This window comes from Streptomyces sp. Pv4-95 (assembly GCF_045782725.1).
Taxonomy (GTDB): domain Bacteria; phylum Actinomycetota; class Actinomycetes; order Streptomycetales; family Streptomycetaceae; genus Streptomyces.
Window position 1 is genome coordinate 2,316,840 of record NZ_CP127172.1, and the last position, 14,840, is coordinate 2,331,679.

The window sequence follows — 14,840 nt, forward strand, 5'->3', positions numbered from 1 at the left end:
ATCTCGCACGCCGTGATCCGCATGTCACGCTCCGGCGTCCGTACACACGGGACGGGGCCCGCACCGGCCTGCCGGTGCGGGCCCCGTACGCGAGACGCGGGGTGCGTCAGGCGGGGACGATGTTCTCCGCCTGCGGGCCCTTGGGGCCCTGGGTCACGTCGAACGAGACCTTCTGGCCCTCCAGCAGCTCACGGAAGCCCTGAGCCTGGATGTTCGAGTAGTGGGCGAAGACGTCCGGGCCGCCGCCGTCCTGCTCGAGGAAGCCGAAGCCCTTTTCCGAGTTGAACCACTTCACGGTGCCAGTAGCCATGTTTTTCTCCTTCATGGGGCAAACCGGAGACCGCACTTCGCGGACTCCATGTCGCCGAGATGATTGCCCCACACCGGAAAGGTCCGGAAAACAATGAACGCCCGGGGCTACAAGCCTCCGGGCGCGCACAAAGTTCATGGGTACCACAACTGCAACGCTGTTCACGTTAGCACAGATTCCGGTGGTGATGCGGCGAATGCCCTGGTGGCCGGGCAGGGCCGGGGTTCACGGTGCGTTGCGCGGCACGGTGACGGTGACCCGGAGACCGTGCGGCGGGTGCGGAGCGAAGGCGAGGCCGGCACCGCCCGCGGCGAGCAGCGCACGGGTGATCGACAGCCCCAGACCCGATCCGGAGACGTTCTGGTGGCGGCCGCTGCGCCAGAAGCGGTCGCCGATCCGCGCCAGCTCGTCCTCGGTCAGCCCGGGACCGCGGTCGGCGACGGTGACGCGGACGCTCTCGCCGTCCGCGGCGACCGCGACGGTGACCGGTTCGCCGGGCGGGGTGAACTTCAGGGCGTTGTCGACGACCGCGTCGAGCGCGCTGGAGAGGGCGATCGGATCGGCCCAGCCGGTGACGGCGCTGTGGCCCTCGTACGTCAGCCGGACGCCCTTGTCGTCGGCCAGCGGGCGCCAGGAGCCGACGCGTTCGACGGCCAGCGCGGCGACGTCGGTGAGCTGGAGATCGGCGGGGGTGTGCTCGGCGAGGGCGAGGTCGAGGAGGTCGTCGAGGACATGCGCCAGGCGCTTGCCCTCGGTGCGGACCGAGGCGATCTCCTCGTTGCCGTCGGGGAGCTCGAGGGCGAGCAGCTCGATGCGCAGGAGGAGCGCGGAGAGCGGGTTGCGCAGTTGGTGGGAGGCGTCGGCGACGAAGGCACGCTGCTGTTCCAGGACGTCCTCGACGTTGTCGGCCATCTCGTTGAACGAGCGGGCCAGGCGGCGCAGTTCGGGTGGGCCCGCGGTGGCGGCGACCCGGGACTTCATCCGGCCGGTGGCGATGTCGTGGCTGGCCGCGTCCAGCACCCGCACCGGGCGCAGCACCCAGCCGGTGAGGCGGAAGGCCGCGGCGACGGCGAGGAGCATGGCGGCGCACACCCCCGCCGCGATGGTCAGCCAGCCGTCCACGATGTGCGAACGCATCTGCGCGGTGGGCGAGTCGGTGACGACGACCGCGACCACGTCACCGTCCCGGATGACGGGCGAGGCGACGGGGATGCGGCCGTCTCGGTCCCAGGGCCAGATCTGCCGCGGGTCGTGGCTGCGGCGGCCGGCCAGCGCCTCGCGGAACGCCTGGGCGCCTTCGCGGTCGCGGGGCACCGGCAGGTCGCCGGGGGCCGCGGCCATCGGGGTGTGATCGCGGTAGAAGACGCCGGCGCGGATGCCGTAGAGGTCGTGGTAGCGGGCCAGCTCGGAGCGCAGGGTGTTGCGCCGCTCGTCCTCGTCGGGGCTCTTTACCGCCGTGTCGGATTCGGGGCGGGCGGTGACGAACTGGGCCAGGGAGGCGAACCGCGCGGCGTCGTCGATCCGGTCGACGACGACCCGCTGCTGCTCCACCCCGGCCGTGATGACGCCGAGCGGGATGCCGAGCGCGAGCAGCACACCGGCCATGAGGACGATGAGGAGCGGAAGGAGTCGGGTGCGCACGTGCTCGCGGCGGCCTTCAGGACGCCGGCGAGGCGGGCGGCGTGCCCGGAGCGGCGGGGGCCGGGACGACCAGGCGGTAGCCGACGCCGCGGACGGTCTCGATCAGCGCGGGCATCCGCAGCTTGGCGCGGAGCGAGGCGATGTGCACCTCCAGGGTCCGGCCGGTGCCCTCCCAACTCGTGCGCCACACCTCGCTGATGATCTGCTCCCGGCGGAAGACCACACCGGGGCGCTGGGCGAGGAGGGCGAGCAGGTCGAACTCCTTGCGGGTGAGCGGGACCGCGGTGCCGTCCACGGACACCTGGCGGGTGGAGAGTTCGACGCTGACCGCGCCGAGCCGCACCGCGTCACCGCCGCCGGGGCTCTCCTCGGCCTGCTGGTCGGGGCCGCCGGAGGCGTTGCGCCGGCTCACCGCGTGGATACGGGCGAGCAGTTCGCCGGTGTCATAGGGCTTGACGACGTAGTCGTCGGCGCCGAGATTGAGGCCGTGGATGCGCGAGCGCACGTCCGAGCGCGCGGTGACCATGATCACCGGGATGGCGCAGAGCTTGCGGATCCGGCCGCACACCTCGAAGCCGTCCTGGTCGGGCAGGCCGAGATCGAGGAGCACCACGGCGAACGGCTCCGTGTCGTGGGGCAGCAGCGCCTGCAGGGCCTCCTCGCCGCTGCGTGCGTGCACGACCGCGACGCCGTGCTTGGCGAGCACGGCGGACAGGGCCGCGGCGACATGATCGTCGTCCTCGACGAGCAGCAGTCTCATCGGCCTCCTCCTCGGTTCCGTGCGTACAGGCCACAGGGCATCTACGGCGATAGGTGGTGTGCGCGTCAAGGGGAGGCCACCCCCGCGACGCCATCCGTTACCCAGCCGGTACGCCGGGGGCATGCCGGCACCGGACACGCACTGTCGTAGGTCTTTCACCCAGTGTGTCCCTTTGCGGCCGGATCGTTATGCTCAATTTCCCCTCAGATGTAATGACGCTGGTCGAAGGCCGTTACTAGGGTCCTCCACAACCGAGGAGGACGGAGCTACACGCCGATGAGCGAAGTATCGGTGACCAAGAACGCCGAGGGTCCCGCGCCGGCAGGGGATCAGCTGGTCGTGCTGGACAACGTGAACAAGCACTTCGGCGCGCTGCACGTGCTCCAGGACATCGACCTGACGATCCGCCGCGGCGAGGTCGTCGTCGTGATCGGGCCCTCGGGGTCCGGCAAGTCGACGCTCTGCCGCACGATCAACCGCCTGGAGACGATCGACACCGGCAGCATCAGCATCGACGGCAAGGCACTGCCGCAGGAGGGGCGTGAGCTGGCGCGACTGCGCGCCGACGTGGGAATGGTCTTCCAGTCCTTCAACCTCTTCGCGCACAAGACCGTGCTCGAGAACGTGATGCTGGGGCAGACCAAGGTCCGCCGGACGGACAAGGCGGCCGCGGAGAAGAAGGCCCGCGCCCTCCTGGACCGGGTGGGCGTCGGCACGCAGGCGGACAAGTACCCCGCCCAGCTGTCCGGTGGTCAGCAGCAGCGCGTGGCGATCGCCCGTGCGCTGGCCATGGACCCGAAGGTCATGCTCTTCGACGAGCCGACCTCGGCGCTGGACCCGGAGATGATCAATGAGGTGCTGGAGGTCATGCAGCAGCTCGCCCGGGACGGCATGACGATGGTCGTCGTCACCCATGAGATGGGCTTCGCCCGCTCCGCGGCGAACCGCGTCGTCTTCATGGCGGACGGCCGCATCGTCGAGGAAGCCGAGCCGAACCAGTTCTTCAACAACCCGCGCAGCGACCGGGCGAAGGACTTCCTGTCGAAGATCCTTCACCACTGAGGCCGCAGTTGGGCCACCATGTTTGCCAACACTTGTTGAACCAAAGGATGTTCACCATGAGGATTCGTAAGACGGCCGCTGCGGGTGCGGTGGTGCTCGCTCTGGCGGCGACGGCGACCGCGTGTGGCGGCGAGTCGGGTACGGCCGGCGACAAGCCCGCCGGTGGCGATCTCTTCAGCGGCAAGTACAAGGTCGCCTCGGCGCCGAAGATCGACTCGGCGGTGCTGAAGAAGGCCCAGAAGGCCAAGAAGATCACCATTGGCGTCAAGGCCGACCAGCCGTTCCTCGGCTTCAAGGACCCGGCGACCGGCAAGTACTCCGGTTTCGACATCGAGATCGCCAAGATGGTCGCGGCCGACCTCGGTTTCTCCGAGAAGCAGATCACCTTCAAGACGATCGACTCCAACGTCCGTGAGACCACCATCTCCAACGGCTCGGTGGACTACTACGTCGGTACGTACACGATCAACGACGAGCGCAAGAAGCAGGTCGGCTTCGCGGGCCCGTACTACACGGCCGGCGCGGACCTCCTGGTGCGCAAGGACGACAAGGCCATCAAGGGCCCGGACTCGCTCAAGGGCAAGAAGGTCTGCTCGATCGTCGGCTCCACTCCGCTCCAGGAGATCAAGAAGCCGAAGTACGGCGCCGACACCAACGAGCAGTCGAAGTACTCCGACTGCGTCAAGCTCCTGCTGGACGGCGCGGTCGACGCGGTCACCACCGACGACGCGATCCTCAAGGGCTACGCCGCCCAGCGGCCCGAGAAGCTCAAGGTGGTCGAGAAGCCGTTCACCAAGGAGCCCTACGGCGTCGGCATGCTCAAGGACGACAAGGCCCTGCGCAACGCGATCACCGACGCGCTGGAGAGCCACATCAAGAACGGTGACTACAAGAAGGCGTACGAAGGCACGCTCGGCAAGTCGGGCTCGTCCTACGTCGCCCCGGAGACGCCGCTTCCGCGCTACTGAGGCGCCCGCGCATCTCTCCGACTGCGCCGCCCCGTACGCCCGCCGCGGCGGGTGTACGGGGCGCGCTGTCTTCCGGCCCGCACCGACGGCCCCGCGCCGACGTCCGCACCGGCCCCTTCCCGCCGTCGACCTGACCGCTACCGCGGAGACCTCATGAACGTACTCCTCGATTATCTGCCCGAGTTCCGCGACGGATTCCTCGGAACCCTGGCGATCACCGCGTCCAGCGCGCTGCTCGCCCTGGTACTCGGCGTTCTCATAGCCGGTTTCCGGGTCTCTCCGATCCCGCCGCTGCGCGCTTTCGGGACGGCCTGGGTCACGGTGCTGCGCAACACGCCGCTGACGCTGCTCTTCCTCGTCGCGTTCTTCGTCGTTCCCCAGATCCTCTTCCAGGGGGCGAGCCCGTACATCCTCGCCACCCTGGCCCTCGGCTTCTACACCTCCTCCTTCGTGTGCGAGGCGGTCCGGTCCGGTATCAACACCGTGCCCCTGGGCCAGGCCGAGGCCGCCCGCAGCATCGGCATGACGTTCTCCCAGACGCTGCGCGAGATCGTGCTCCCGCAGGCCACACGCACCGTTCTGCCGCCGCTGAGCAGCATCTTCATCGCGCTGACGAAGAACTCCGCGATCGCCGGAGCGTTCGGCTACAGCGAGCTGTTCAACGTCTCCAAGCTGCTGAACGACAAGGGGTACGCGATCGCCTGGATCTTCCTGTGGACCGCGCTCGCCTACCTCGTCATCACCTTCGCCATCAGCGGTCTCTTCCGGCTGGCGGAGCGCCGGATGGGGGTCGCCCGATGAGCGGACGTGACAGGCGGAACAGCATGACGTGGATGCCACGCGCAGGCGGGGCGGAACAGAGCGAGGTAAGGGCATGAGCGGCGCCAGCGTTCTCTACGACGTACCGGGACCGAAGGCGAAGGTACGCAACCGCTTCTACACCGTCCTCGGCTCCCTCGCGGTGCTCTCGCTGATCGCTTTCGCGTTCATGCGGCTGAGCGCCAAGGGCCAGCTCGAGCCCGAGGTGTGGAACATCTTCAACAACGCCGGTGTGCGGAGCAACATCCGCGACGGCGTGGTGACGACACTGTCCGTCTTCGCGGTCGCGGCGGTGCTTTCGCTGGTCCTGGGCGTGCTGCTCGCGGTGGCACGGCTGTCCGACCACAAGCCGGTCCGCTGGCTGGCGACGGGCTTCATCGAGCTCTTCCGCGCCGTCCCCCTGCTGATCACGATCTACGCGCTGTGGGTGATCCTCCTCAGCAACCGCGAGAGCCTGGGCCTGTCCGGCAGCGAGCCGCAGTTCTGGGCGCTGGTGATCGGCCTGACGATCTACAACGGCTCGGTGCAGGCCGAGGTGCTGCGGGCCGGCATCAACTCCGTGCCCAAGGGGCAGAGCGAGGCCGCCTACGCGCTGGGCATGAGCAAGACGCAGGTCATGACGACGGTGCTGATTCCGCAGGCCGTCCGCGCGATGCTGCCGACGATCATCAGCCAGCTGGTGGTGACCCTGAAGGACACCTCCCTCGGATACATCATCACGTTCGAGGAGCTGCTCTACACGGCTCGCCTGATGAGCACCAACATCATCGTCAACGGCAACGACACCTACGTCCCGGTCATCATCGTCATCGGCAGCATCTACGTCGCGATGTGCCTGGCGCTGTCCGCCCTGGCGAACTGGATCGAGCGGCGCGGCCGCCGGGCCAGGACGGGCATCGGGGTGACCGAGGCCGGTGAGCCGGTGGCGGCGACCGACGCCCTGGAAGTCCACGACCCGATCCCCGGCGGGCCGGTCGACAAGAAGGACTGACGGTACGACAGACTGTCCTCGGACTGCCCGAAGGCGGCGGCGCACATGCCGCCGCCTTTGGTCACTTGACGGGGACGGCCGCAATGGGTTGCATACGCTGTGTGATCACGCACCGGGCTCCAACTGCCAGTTCCCGTACGCCCCGTAAGCACCGCTGGACTCGGGGAGCCACGCCGTGGACCCGGTGATCGTCGTCGGGGCCGGCCCGGTCGGCCTCTCGCTCGCTCTCTCCCTGGCCCGCCTCGGTGTCCCTTCGGTCGTCCTGGACGAGACCACCGGCCAGGAGGACACCCGGCCCGCCCGCACCGCCGTGCTCCGCGAGGAGACCGCGGAATTCGTCGGACGCCTCGGCTGCGCCGACACCCTGGAGACGGCGGGCACCCGCTGGACTGCCTGGCGCACGATGCACCGCCGCCGGCTGCTGGAGCGCGTCGTCTTCGACCACCCGGCGCCCACCGCCACGCCCTCCCCCGTCCACCTCCCCCAGCACTCCCTGACCCGCGCGCTGCGCGCCGCCCTCGCCCGCGAGAAGCTCGCCGAGATCGTCACCGGCAGCCGGCTGGCCGAGCTGGAGCAGGACGAGCGCGGCATCAGCGCCCACACCCGCGGGCCCAACGGGACCTGGTGGCGCGGCAGTTACCTCGTCGGCTGCGACGGCCCCCGCTCGACGGTCCGCAAGCTGCTCGACATCCGCTTTCCGGGCCGCACGGCCGTCGAACGGCATGCCGTCGCGGCGCTGCGCACCGACCTCCCCTGGCCCGGCGAGGCCCTGCTGCACCGCTCACCGACCCGGCACGGCGGGCCCCGCGGCGAGGTCTCCGCCCGCCCGCTGGCCGACGGCGTATGGCGGCTGGACTGGCTGCTGCCGCCCGGTCGTGAGCTGGTCACGCCGGACGCGCTGGTCGCCAGGATCCGCGACTCCCTGGCCGGATGGGCGCACGAACCGGTGACCGGGCCGGACGGCGCCACCGAGGCCGCCCACGGCACCCCGCACTCCCGAGGGCGCGGCCACGGGCGGCTGGTCCCCCCGTACGAGCTGCTCGACACCGGCGTCCACACCGTCCATCACCGGCTGGCGCGGCGCTGGCGACTGGGCCGTGCCTTTCTCGCCGGTGACGCCGCGCATCTGCTGGGCGCGCTGGGGACCCAAGGGCTCGACGAGGGGCTGCGGGACGCCGAGAACCTCGCCTGGAAGCTGGGCCTGGCCTGGCACCAGGGCGGCTCCGAGACCCTGCTGGACAGCTACCAGGCGGAGCGGCGCGGGTCGGTCGCGGCGCGGCTGCGCGCCGCCGACCAGGTGCTGCCACTGCTTCGGGAGGGCGGCGGAGCCCGCTGGCGGACCCTGGTGCCGGGCGGCGCGCGCGGTCGCTGCGAGATGCTGACGGACGGGCATCTGGGCCGGGGCCCGCTGGGCGCACCGCCGGCGTACGCCCGCTCCCCGCTCGCGCCGACCGCCGAGCAGGCCGCGGGCACGCCCGTCGGCACCCTCCCGGGAGCGCCCGTCACCGATGTCCCGGTGACCGCGTCGGACGGCTCGGTCGTCCGGCTGCGTGACCGGCTGGGCCACGGGCTGCTGGCGGTCCTGGTGGCGCCCGGTACGGGCGTGTGGGACCGGCGGCACTGGAAGTCCGCGGGCCTGATGCCGCGGCTGACCGGCACCGTCTCCGGGCTGCCGATGCCGGCCGAGGTCCTGGTCACGGAGTCCTATCCGGGGGCTCCGGCACACACCGTGCTGCTCGTACGGCCCGACGGCCACCTCGTCACCGCCCTGTCCGGCGTCCGGCCGGAGGAGCTGTACGCGTGCGCGGACGCGGTGCGGGGAGGGTCCGACCGGGAGGGGATGCGGCAGCTGCCACGGCCCGCCGCTCCCGAGGGGCCCGGCGCGGGCGGCGAGAGCAGGGCCGCGGCGGACAGTCCGGCCGAGGGTGCCGCGCCCGGGTCCGGATCCGCTCACGACGCGCTTCCGGCTGTTGACCGTGCGGGAACACGCATGCTTCACTCCGAGGGTGACTGATCACGGCTCGCGATTCTGGCGGAGGGTCCATCTGGACCTGGTCCGCTATGCGGGCTACATGTGTAGTCCGTCCTTCTGATTCGCCTTCCTTCCCGCGCGGCCCCTCGTCATCTCCTGGCGGCCGCGCCTCTTCGCGATCACCAGGACGGTTTCCGTGCCCGACGTACGTACCCTTGCGCGCCCGCATGCCGCCGGCCAGGACAGTGGCCCCGGCGCATCCGAGCTCCTCGACTTCGCCCGCCGCACCGCCGCGGACAGCGCACTCGTCACCTCGCTCCCCCTCGACCCCGAAGGCCGCACCTGGATCCGGCTGGACGGGCCCGGCGGCAGCGAGGCGTGGCTCATCGGCTGGCCGCCCGGCACGGGCACCGGCTGGCACGATCACGGCGGCTCGCGCGGCGCCTTCGCGACGGCCGACGGTGAGCTGACCGAGCAGTCGCTCGCGGTCCAGCTGCCCACCGAGGGCTGGAAGACCCTGGAACTCGCCGACGGCGTGGACCGGGAGCGCACTCTCAGCGACGGACGGGGCCGCGCCTTCGGCCCGCACCATGTCCACCAGGTGCTCAACCTCTCGCACGACACCCATGCGGTGTCGGTGCACGCCTACTACCCGCCGCTGCCGCTGATGCGCCGTTACAGCCGGACCGGCCCCGTGCTGCGGCTCGAAGAGGTCGAGAGCCCGGAGGAGTGGGAGTGAGCGCCCGGCAGAAGGGGGACGTGACGGTGCGCATGCGTCGTGCCCCGAGGAGGCGCGAGCCGTTGCCGGTGACCGCCCTGACGCGTCCGGCCGACCGGATTGGGCCCGTCGGGCCAGTTGTTCGGGGGCGGGACACCGTGGACAACGGCAGCGCGGGAAGCACCGGAGCCATGAGAGGGGTGCGGGCGGGATGAGCGCCGTTGAGGAACTGCTGGACAGGGCCCGGGAAGAGCTGGAGCGCGTCAGCCCCGAGGAGGCCGCCGCGGTGCAGGAAGCCGGCGGGCTGCTGGTGGACATCCGCTACGCGGCGCTGCGGGAGCGCGACGGCACCATTCCCGGCGCGCTCATCGTCGAACGCAACGAGCTGGAGTGGCGGCTCGACCCGACGGGCGAGCACCGCGCCCCGGAGGCGACCCATCACGCCCTGCCGGTCGTGGTGATCTGCAACGAGGGCTACGCATCGAGTCTCGCGGCCGTCTCCCTGCGCCAGTTGGGCCTGCACCGCGCGACCGACCTGACGGGCGGCTTCCAGGCGTGGCGGGCAGCGGGTCTGCCGGTTAAGGGCTGAGGTCCGGGGGCGGACTGCGGTCCGGGGGACGTGCCGGGCGGAAGTCGGACGCGGCCGGGACACCGGACGACGGCAGGTGGTCGGGGCGCCTGGGCGGCGCCCCACCGCTGCTGTCCGTACCGGACGCCGCTCGCCCTGCTCGCTTCGTCTCCGTCGAACCGGCCGGCGTTCCGTGCCCGGCCGGACTCGGCTGTTCGACGACCGGGCTGCGATGTCGCACGGGGCAGGGGCTCAGACGTCCGGCAGATGCTGGTCCAGCAGTTCCGGGTCTTCGCCTTCCTCTTCCAGGGCACGGCGGACCACGCGCAGGGCGAGACCTTCCGGATAGCCCTTGCGGGCCAGCATCCCGGCCAGTCGGCGGAGCCGCTTCTCCCTGTCCAGCCCCCGCGTCGTACGGAGCTTGCGGTCGACCAGGGCGCGGGCGGTGGATTCCTCCTGCTCGGAGTCGAGGCGCCCGACGGCCTCATCGATCACGGCGGAGTCCACGCCCTTGGTGCGCAGTTCGCGCGCGAGGGCACGGCGGGCCAGCCCCCGGCCGTGGTGGCGTGATTCCACCCAGGCGTCGGCGAAGGCCGCGTCATCAATGAGCCCGACATCCTCGAATCGGGACAGCACCTCCTCCGCGGCCTCCTCGGGGATGCCCCGCTGATGCAGGGCGTCCCCGAGTTGCTTGCGCGTACGCGGGCTTCCGGTGAGCAGGCGCAGACATATGGCCCGTGCCTGCTCCTCGGGCGTACGCGGTGGTTCCGTCGTGGCCTTCGGCGCGTCCGGGTCTCCCCCGCTGAAGGCAAGGGCGGAACCACCGCCCTTCTTACGGCGGCCCCTGCGGCCGTTACGGTTCTCGGCGTCGCCCGCAGCGCTGCTGGTGTCGTCCTCGCTGCCCGGCCATTCCGTTCGCCGCGTCATGGCGGACTAGCTTTTGGCCGCGGTGGCCTTGGAACCCTTGGCGGCCTTGGCCGCCGGTGCCGGAACCGCGGCGGCCGGGTCGGCCACCACCCCCGCGGCGTCCGCGCCGGGCTCCGCTGCAGGTTCCTGCGGCTTCACGCCGATGCCCAGCTTCTCCTTGATCTTCTTCTCGACCTCGTTGGCGAGGTCCGGGTTGTCCTTGAGGAAGTTGCGGGCGTTCTCCTTGCCCTGGCCGAGCTGGTCGCCCTCGTAGGTGTACCAAGCGCCGGACTTGCGGATGAAGCCGTGCTCCACGCCCATGTCGATCAGGCCGCCCTCGCGGCTGATGCCCTGGCCGTAGAGGATGTCGAACTCCGCCTGCTTGAAGGGCGGTGCGACCTTGTTCTTCACGACCTTGACGCGGGTGCGGTTGCCGACCGCGTCGGTGCCGTCCTTGAGGGTCTCGATGCGGCGGATGTCGAGCCGCACGGAGGCGTAGAACTTCAGCGCGCGGCCACCGGTCGTGGTCTCCGGCGAGCCGAACATCACGCCGATCTTCTCGCGGAGCTGGTTGATGAAGATCGCGGTGGTCTTGGACTGGTTGAGCGCGCTGGTGATCTTGCGCAGCGCCTGGCTCATGAGCCGGGCCTGGAGGCCGACGTGGGAGTCGCCCATTTCGCCCTCGATCTCGGCCCGCGGCACCAGGGCGGCGACGGAGTCGATGACGATGAGGTCGAGCGCCCCGGACCGGACCAGCATGTCCGTGATCTCCAGGGCCTGCTCGCCGTTGTCCGGCTGGGACAGGATCAGGGCGTCGGTGTCCACACCGAGCTTCTTGGCGTACTCGGGGTCGAGTGCGTGCTCGGCGTCGATGAACGCCACGGAGCCGCCGGCCTTCTGGGCGTTCGCCACGGCGTGCAGCGTGAGGGTCGTCTTACCGGAGGACTCCGGACCGTAGACCTCCACCACACGGCCGCGGGGGATGCCGCCGACGCCCAGCGCCACGTCGAGCGCGGTCGAGCCGGTGGGGATGACCTCGATGGGTTCGTTGGGCCGCTCCCCCATGCGCATCACGGCGCCCTTGCCGAATTGCCGTTCAATCTGTGCGAGCGCAGCGTCGAGCGCCTTCTCGCGGTCAGTGCCTGCCATGGGTTCCACCCGATTTGCTTGAGTCGATCGCTTCACGTCCATGACGCTAACGCCTGCCACTGACAATGCGCCCGGACCCGGCTCCAGCCTGTGGATAACTCCCGGAAAGCTCCGGGACACAGGTCGGATCTCCCATGAGAATGGATGTTCGATTTTGATGTCAAGCGCACCACCCGTGCACCCGGGAAGCGGCGCGCCCCCGCCACAGGAGCCGCCGCCCGCCCCGGCGGCCGCCCTCAGCGGCGGTTCTCGGGACCGCCTTCGTCGTTCCCCTGCTCCCGGCCCGGGTCTTCGTCGCCCGGCTCTTCGCCACGGGCATCCTGACCGCCGTCGTCCGGGGCCGGCTCCTCCCCGGGCTTCCCCTTCTTCTTCCCGGGCCCCGGATCCAGATGCGACCCGCCCGGACCCTTGCGCCAGTCCTCCAGGGGCGCGGTCGGCTGCCTGGCGTGCAGGGTGCGCCGGGCCCGCGCGAGCACCCGCGCGCCGCGCCTGCGCCCCGCGCCTCCCCGGACGCGCGGATCATTGGTGACCTCGTACCGCCTGACGTACGCGCTCAGGAACGCCTGCAGCGTCGCGGTGGCCGGGATGGCGATCAGCGCGCCGACCACTCCCATCAGCGCCGTGCCCGCGACGACCGATCCGAAGGCGACGGCGGGGTGAATATCGACGGTCTTCGCGGTGATCCGGGGCTGCAGGAGGTAGTTCTCGAACTGCTGGTAGACGACCACGAACCCGAACACCCACAAGGCGTACCAAGGGTTGACGCTGAAGGCGATCAGTATCGGCAGGGCGCCCGCCAGATAGGTGCCGATGGTCGGGATGAACTGCGAGACCAGGCCCACCCACATGCCCAGCGCCGGGGCGTACGGCACGCCGAGGATCTCCAGCAGGACGTAGTGCGCGACGCCCGAGATCAGCGCCATCAGGCCGCGGGAGTAGAGATATCCGCCGGTCTTGGCGACCGCGATCTCCCAGGCGCGCAGCACCTCGGCCTGCCGGCTCGGCGGGAGGACGGAGCACAGCGCTCGGCGCAGCCGGGGGCCGTCGGCGGCGAAGTAGAACGAGAACAGAGCGACCGTCAGCAGGTTGAACAGGCTGCCGAGCACCGTCGCGGAGACGGCGAGGACGTTGTTGGCGCTGTCCTGGACGTACTTCTGCAGCCAGTCGGACTTGAGCAGGTTGTTCTGCACCTCGACCCGCGAGAGGTGGGTGTGGAAGGTGTCGTTCGTCCAGCTGATGACGGAGTCGAGGTAGTGCGGGAACTCCTCGACCATCGTGGTGATCTGACCGGCGAGCATGGAGCCCAGCAGGGTGAAGAAACCGGCGGTGATGACGAGGACCCCGAGGAACACCGATCCCGTGGCGAGCCCGCGCCGCATGCCGCGGGCCGCCATCCAGTCGACCGCGGGTTCGACGGCCAGCGCGAGGAAGAACGCGATCAGTACGTTCAGCAGGAGGTTGATGAGCTGGTGGAACGCCCAGCTGGCGAGCTGGAAGCAGCCCACGAGAGCGAGCGCGAGCAGCATGGCGCGCGGCAGCCAGCGCGGCATCCGGGTGCCGAAGCGATCCTCGGGCCGTGGTTCGTCGTTGCTGGTGATCTCATCTGTCGCGGGCACGGGCCAAGTGTCGCGCACGGGTAGGACAGTGCACGGCCTGCCCCGCGCATTCGTGCGAGATGGGGCGCCCCTGGGCTTCCATCAGCGGGCCGGGGACCGACGCCGGAGGTCACGGGGTCACGGCGGCCGCCAAGGGGTGCGCACAGCCGCCGGAGCCCGGCTCACCGCTTGTCGTAGGGCACATCCATCGTCGAGCAGACCACCCGCCACACCTCTTTGGCGCTCCAGCCCGCGTCCAGCGCCTCGTGGACCGTCCGGCCGCCGAGGTCGGACATCACGTGATCGCGCGCGAAGGAGTCGGCGTACGCCCCACCGAAGTGATCCGCCATCCGCTGCCAGAAGACCGTCAACCGCATGCCCCCAGTATCCCGCCCTGGGAGGGCAGCCGTGCACGAGCCGCTGTCACGGGGCGGTGTGGGCTCTACGGTCGGGCCATGGCCGAAAACGCAAGCCCCTCCCCGACCGCTGTGGCGCGTGCCGAGCGCTTCGTCTGGCTGACCGCGCGGGTGCTCGAACAGCGGCTCTTCGAGTACCACTTCCTGGGCGGCGGTGCGGACGCGGTGGAGACCGCGCTCGCCGCTTACCGCAATGACGACGACGGCTACGGCCACGCCCTGGAGCCGGATCTGCGCGGCCCGGTCAGCCAGCCGCTGCACACCGCGCACGCCCTCGCGGTGCTGGACGGCATCGGGCGCTGCGAAGGCCGCCGGGTGGAGCACGTCTGCCGCTATCTGACGCGGATCTCGACTCCGCAGGGCGCGCTGCCGGCGCTGCACCCGTCGATCAGTGGATACCCGTCCGCGCCGTGGATCCCGGTGGTCGACGAGCCGCCGAGCGCCCTCCTGGCGACCGGGCCGGTGGTGGGTGTGCTGCACCGCAACGAGGTGTGGCACGCCTGGCTCTTCCGGGCCACGGACTACTGCTGGGCCGCTGTGGAGTCGCTGGACAAGACCCACCCCTACGAGCTGGAGGCCGCGGTGGCCTTCCTGGACGGCGCACCGGACCGCCCGCGGGCGGCGGCCGCCGCCAAGCGCCTCGGCAGCCTCGCGCGGGAGCAGAGGCTGGTCCTGTTGGACCCCGACCGCGCGGCGGACGTCCCCGTGGCGGAGGGGTACGGCCCGGAGGAGCACCACCTGGCGTACGACTTCGCCCCCAGGCCCGACTCGCTCGCGCGCCGGTGGTTCAGCGACGCGGAGATGGACCGGGCACTGGAGCATCTGGCATCGCTCCAGGAGGAGGACGGCGGCTGGCCGCTGAACTGGCGGTCCTGGGCTCCTGGCACGGCCCTGGAGTGCCGCCCGATGGTGACCCTCAAGGCCCTGCTCACACTGCGCGCCTACGGCCGGCCCCTGGGCTGAGG

Annotated in this window: 15 protein-coding genes; 8 read left to right on the forward strand and 7 right to left on the reverse strand. The window is 70.7% G+C overall.

The window, feature by feature from the left end; translation table 11 throughout:
* Positions 1–106: 106 nt before the first annotated feature.
* The 3 genes from QOM21_RS10230 to QOM21_RS10240 all read right to left on the reverse strand — a co-directional run bounded on the left by QOM21_RS10230 (position 107) and on the right by QOM21_RS10240 (position 2,711).
* The gene (locus QOM21_RS10230; RefSeq protein ID WP_398554450.1) at positions 107–310 is read right to left on the reverse strand and encodes a cold-shock protein; all 204 of its coding nucleotides are present in this window, start codon (positions 308–310) and stop codon (positions 107–109) included.
* A gap of 225 nt (positions 311–535) precedes the next feature.
* Entirely contained in the window at positions 536–1,951 is a 1,416-nt protein-coding gene (locus QOM21_RS10235; protein ID WP_407549511.1) for a sensor histidine kinase, read from the reverse strand.
* Between the two features lie 16 nt (positions 1,952–1,967).
* Complete coding sequence (locus QOM21_RS10240; protein WP_407549513.1) at positions 1,968–2,711, reverse strand: response regulator transcription factor; 744 nt, start codon at positions 2,709–2,711, stop codon at positions 1,968–1,970.
* Between the two features lie 276 nt (positions 2,712–2,987).
* Here QOM21_RS10240 and QOM21_RS10245 point away from each other — a divergent pair, with 276 nt between their 5' ends.
* The 7 genes from QOM21_RS10245 (at position 2,988) to QOM21_RS10275 (ending at position 9,830) form a co-directional block, all read left to right on the forward strand.
* Complete coding sequence (locus QOM21_RS10245) at positions 2,988–3,773, forward strand: amino acid ABC transporter ATP-binding protein (protein WP_407549515.1); 786 nt, start codon at positions 2,988–2,990, stop codon at positions 3,771–3,773.
* A 56-nt stretch (positions 3,774–3,829) separates the two neighbouring features.
* Complete coding sequence (locus QOM21_RS10250) at positions 3,830–4,741, forward strand: glutamate ABC transporter substrate-binding protein (RefSeq protein ID WP_407549517.1); 912 nt, start codon at positions 3,830–3,832, stop codon at positions 4,739–4,741.
* Positions 4,742–4,894: 153 nt separating this feature from the next.
* Positions 4,895–5,542 (forward strand): amino acid ABC transporter permease, encoded by a 648-nt coding sequence (locus QOM21_RS10255; RefSeq protein WP_407549518.1) that lies wholly within the window; start codon positions 4,895–4,897, stop codon positions 5,540–5,542.
* A 73-nt stretch (positions 5,543–5,615) separates the two neighbouring features.
* Positions 5,616–6,551 carry an amino acid ABC transporter permease gene (locus QOM21_RS10260; RefSeq protein WP_407549520.1) on the forward strand — a complete coding sequence of 312 codons (936 nt, stop codon included), beginning with the start codon at positions 5,616–5,618 and terminating at the stop codon, positions 6,549–6,551.
* Positions 6,552–6,726: 175 nt separating this feature from the next.
* Entirely contained in the window at positions 6,727–8,565 is a 1,839-nt protein-coding gene (locus QOM21_RS10265; protein WP_407549522.1) for an FAD-dependent monooxygenase, read from the forward strand.
* Between the two features lie 154 nt (positions 8,566–8,719).
* Positions 8,720–9,262: a cysteine dioxygenase gene (locus tag QOM21_RS10270; protein WP_407549524.1), complete on the forward strand. Its 543-nt coding sequence runs from the start codon at positions 8,720–8,722 to the stop codon at positions 9,260–9,262.
* A 190-nt stretch (positions 9,263–9,452) separates the two neighbouring features.
* Positions 9,453–9,830 carry a rhodanese-like domain-containing protein gene (locus QOM21_RS10275; RefSeq protein WP_407549525.1) on the forward strand — a complete coding sequence of 126 codons (378 nt, stop codon included), beginning with the start codon at positions 9,453–9,455 and terminating at the stop codon, positions 9,828–9,830.
* 231 nt (positions 9,831–10,061) lie between these two features.
* Here QOM21_RS10275 and recX read toward each other — a convergent pair whose 3' ends face one another.
* The 4 genes from recX to QOM21_RS10295 all read right to left on the reverse strand — a co-directional run bounded on the left by recX (position 10,062) and on the right by QOM21_RS10295 (position 13,836).
* Positions 10,062–10,736: a recombination regulator RecX gene (gene recX / locus QOM21_RS10280; protein WP_407549527.1), complete on the reverse strand. Its 675-nt coding sequence runs from the start codon at positions 10,734–10,736 to the stop codon at positions 10,062–10,064.
* Between the two features lie 6 nt (positions 10,737–10,742).
* Positions 10,743–11,864 carry a recombinase RecA gene (gene recA, locus QOM21_RS10285; protein ID WP_407549529.1) on the reverse strand — a complete coding sequence of 374 codons (1,122 nt, stop codon included), beginning with the start codon at positions 11,862–11,864 and terminating at the stop codon, positions 10,743–10,745.
* Between the two features lie 236 nt (positions 11,865–12,100).
* Positions 12,101–13,414 (reverse strand): AI-2E family transporter, encoded by a 1,314-nt coding sequence (locus QOM21_RS10290; RefSeq protein WP_407555627.1) that lies wholly within the window; start codon positions 13,412–13,414, stop codon positions 12,101–12,103.
* A gap of 227 nt (positions 13,415–13,641) precedes the next feature.
* Complete coding sequence (locus QOM21_RS10295) at positions 13,642–13,836, reverse strand: DUF3046 domain-containing protein (RefSeq protein ID WP_407549530.1); 195 nt, start codon at positions 13,834–13,836, stop codon at positions 13,642–13,644.
* A 78-nt stretch (positions 13,837–13,914) separates the two neighbouring features.
* On the opposite strand from QOM21_RS10295, the gene QOM21_RS10300 reads away from it, so the two are divergent.
* Positions 13,915–14,838 (forward strand): hypothetical protein, encoded by a 924-nt coding sequence (locus QOM21_RS10300; RefSeq protein WP_407549532.1) that lies wholly within the window; start codon positions 13,915–13,917, stop codon positions 14,836–14,838.
* Positions 14,839–14,840: the final 2 nt, after the last annotated feature.

Excerpts from the sequence above, each read along its gene's own strand:
- QOM21_RS10230 (WP_398554450.1), bottom strand. The coding sequence starts at position 310 with ATGGCTACTGGCACCGTGAAGTGGTTCAACTCGGAAAAGGGCTTCGGC.
- QOM21_RS10240 (WP_407549513.1), bottom strand. The coding sequence starts at position 2,711 with ATGAGACTGCTGCTCGTCGAGGACGACGATCATGTCGCCGCGGCCCTG.
- QOM21_RS10245 (WP_407549515.1), top strand. The coding sequence starts at position 2,988 with ATGAGCGAAGTATCGGTGACCAAGAACGCCGAGGGTCCCGCGCCGGCA.
- QOM21_RS10250 (WP_407549517.1), top strand. The coding sequence starts at position 3,830 with ATGAGGATTCGTAAGACGGCCGCTGCGGGTGCGGTGGTGCTCGCTCTG.
- QOM21_RS10255 (WP_407549518.1), top strand. The coding sequence starts at position 4,895 with ATGAACGTACTCCTCGATTATCTGCCCGAGTTCCGCGACGGATTCCTC.
- QOM21_RS10260 (WP_407549520.1), top strand. The coding sequence starts at position 5,616 with ATGAGCGGCGCCAGCGTTCTCTACGACGTACCGGGACCGAAGGCGAAG.
- QOM21_RS10275 (WP_407549525.1), top strand. The coding sequence starts at position 9,453 with ATGAGCGCCGTTGAGGAACTGCTGGACAGGGCCCGGGAAGAGCTGGAG.
- recX (WP_407549527.1), bottom strand. The coding sequence starts at position 10,736 with ATGACGCGGCGAACGGAATGGCCGGGCAGCGAGGACGACACCAGCAGC.
- recA (WP_407549529.1), bottom strand. The coding sequence starts at position 11,864 with ATGGCAGGCACTGACCGCGAGAAGGCGCTCGACGCTGCGCTCGCACAG.
- QOM21_RS10290 (WP_407555627.1), bottom strand. The coding sequence starts at position 13,414 with ATGCCGCGCTGGCTGCCGCGCGCCATGCTGCTCGCGCTCGCTCTCGTG.
- QOM21_RS10295 (WP_407549530.1), bottom strand. The coding sequence starts at position 13,836 with ATGCGGTTGACGGTCTTCTGGCAGCGGATGGCGGATCACTTCGGTGGG.
- QOM21_RS10300 (WP_407549532.1), top strand. The coding sequence starts at position 13,915 with ATGGCCGAAAACGCAAGCCCCTCCCCGACCGCTGTGGCGCGTGCCGAG.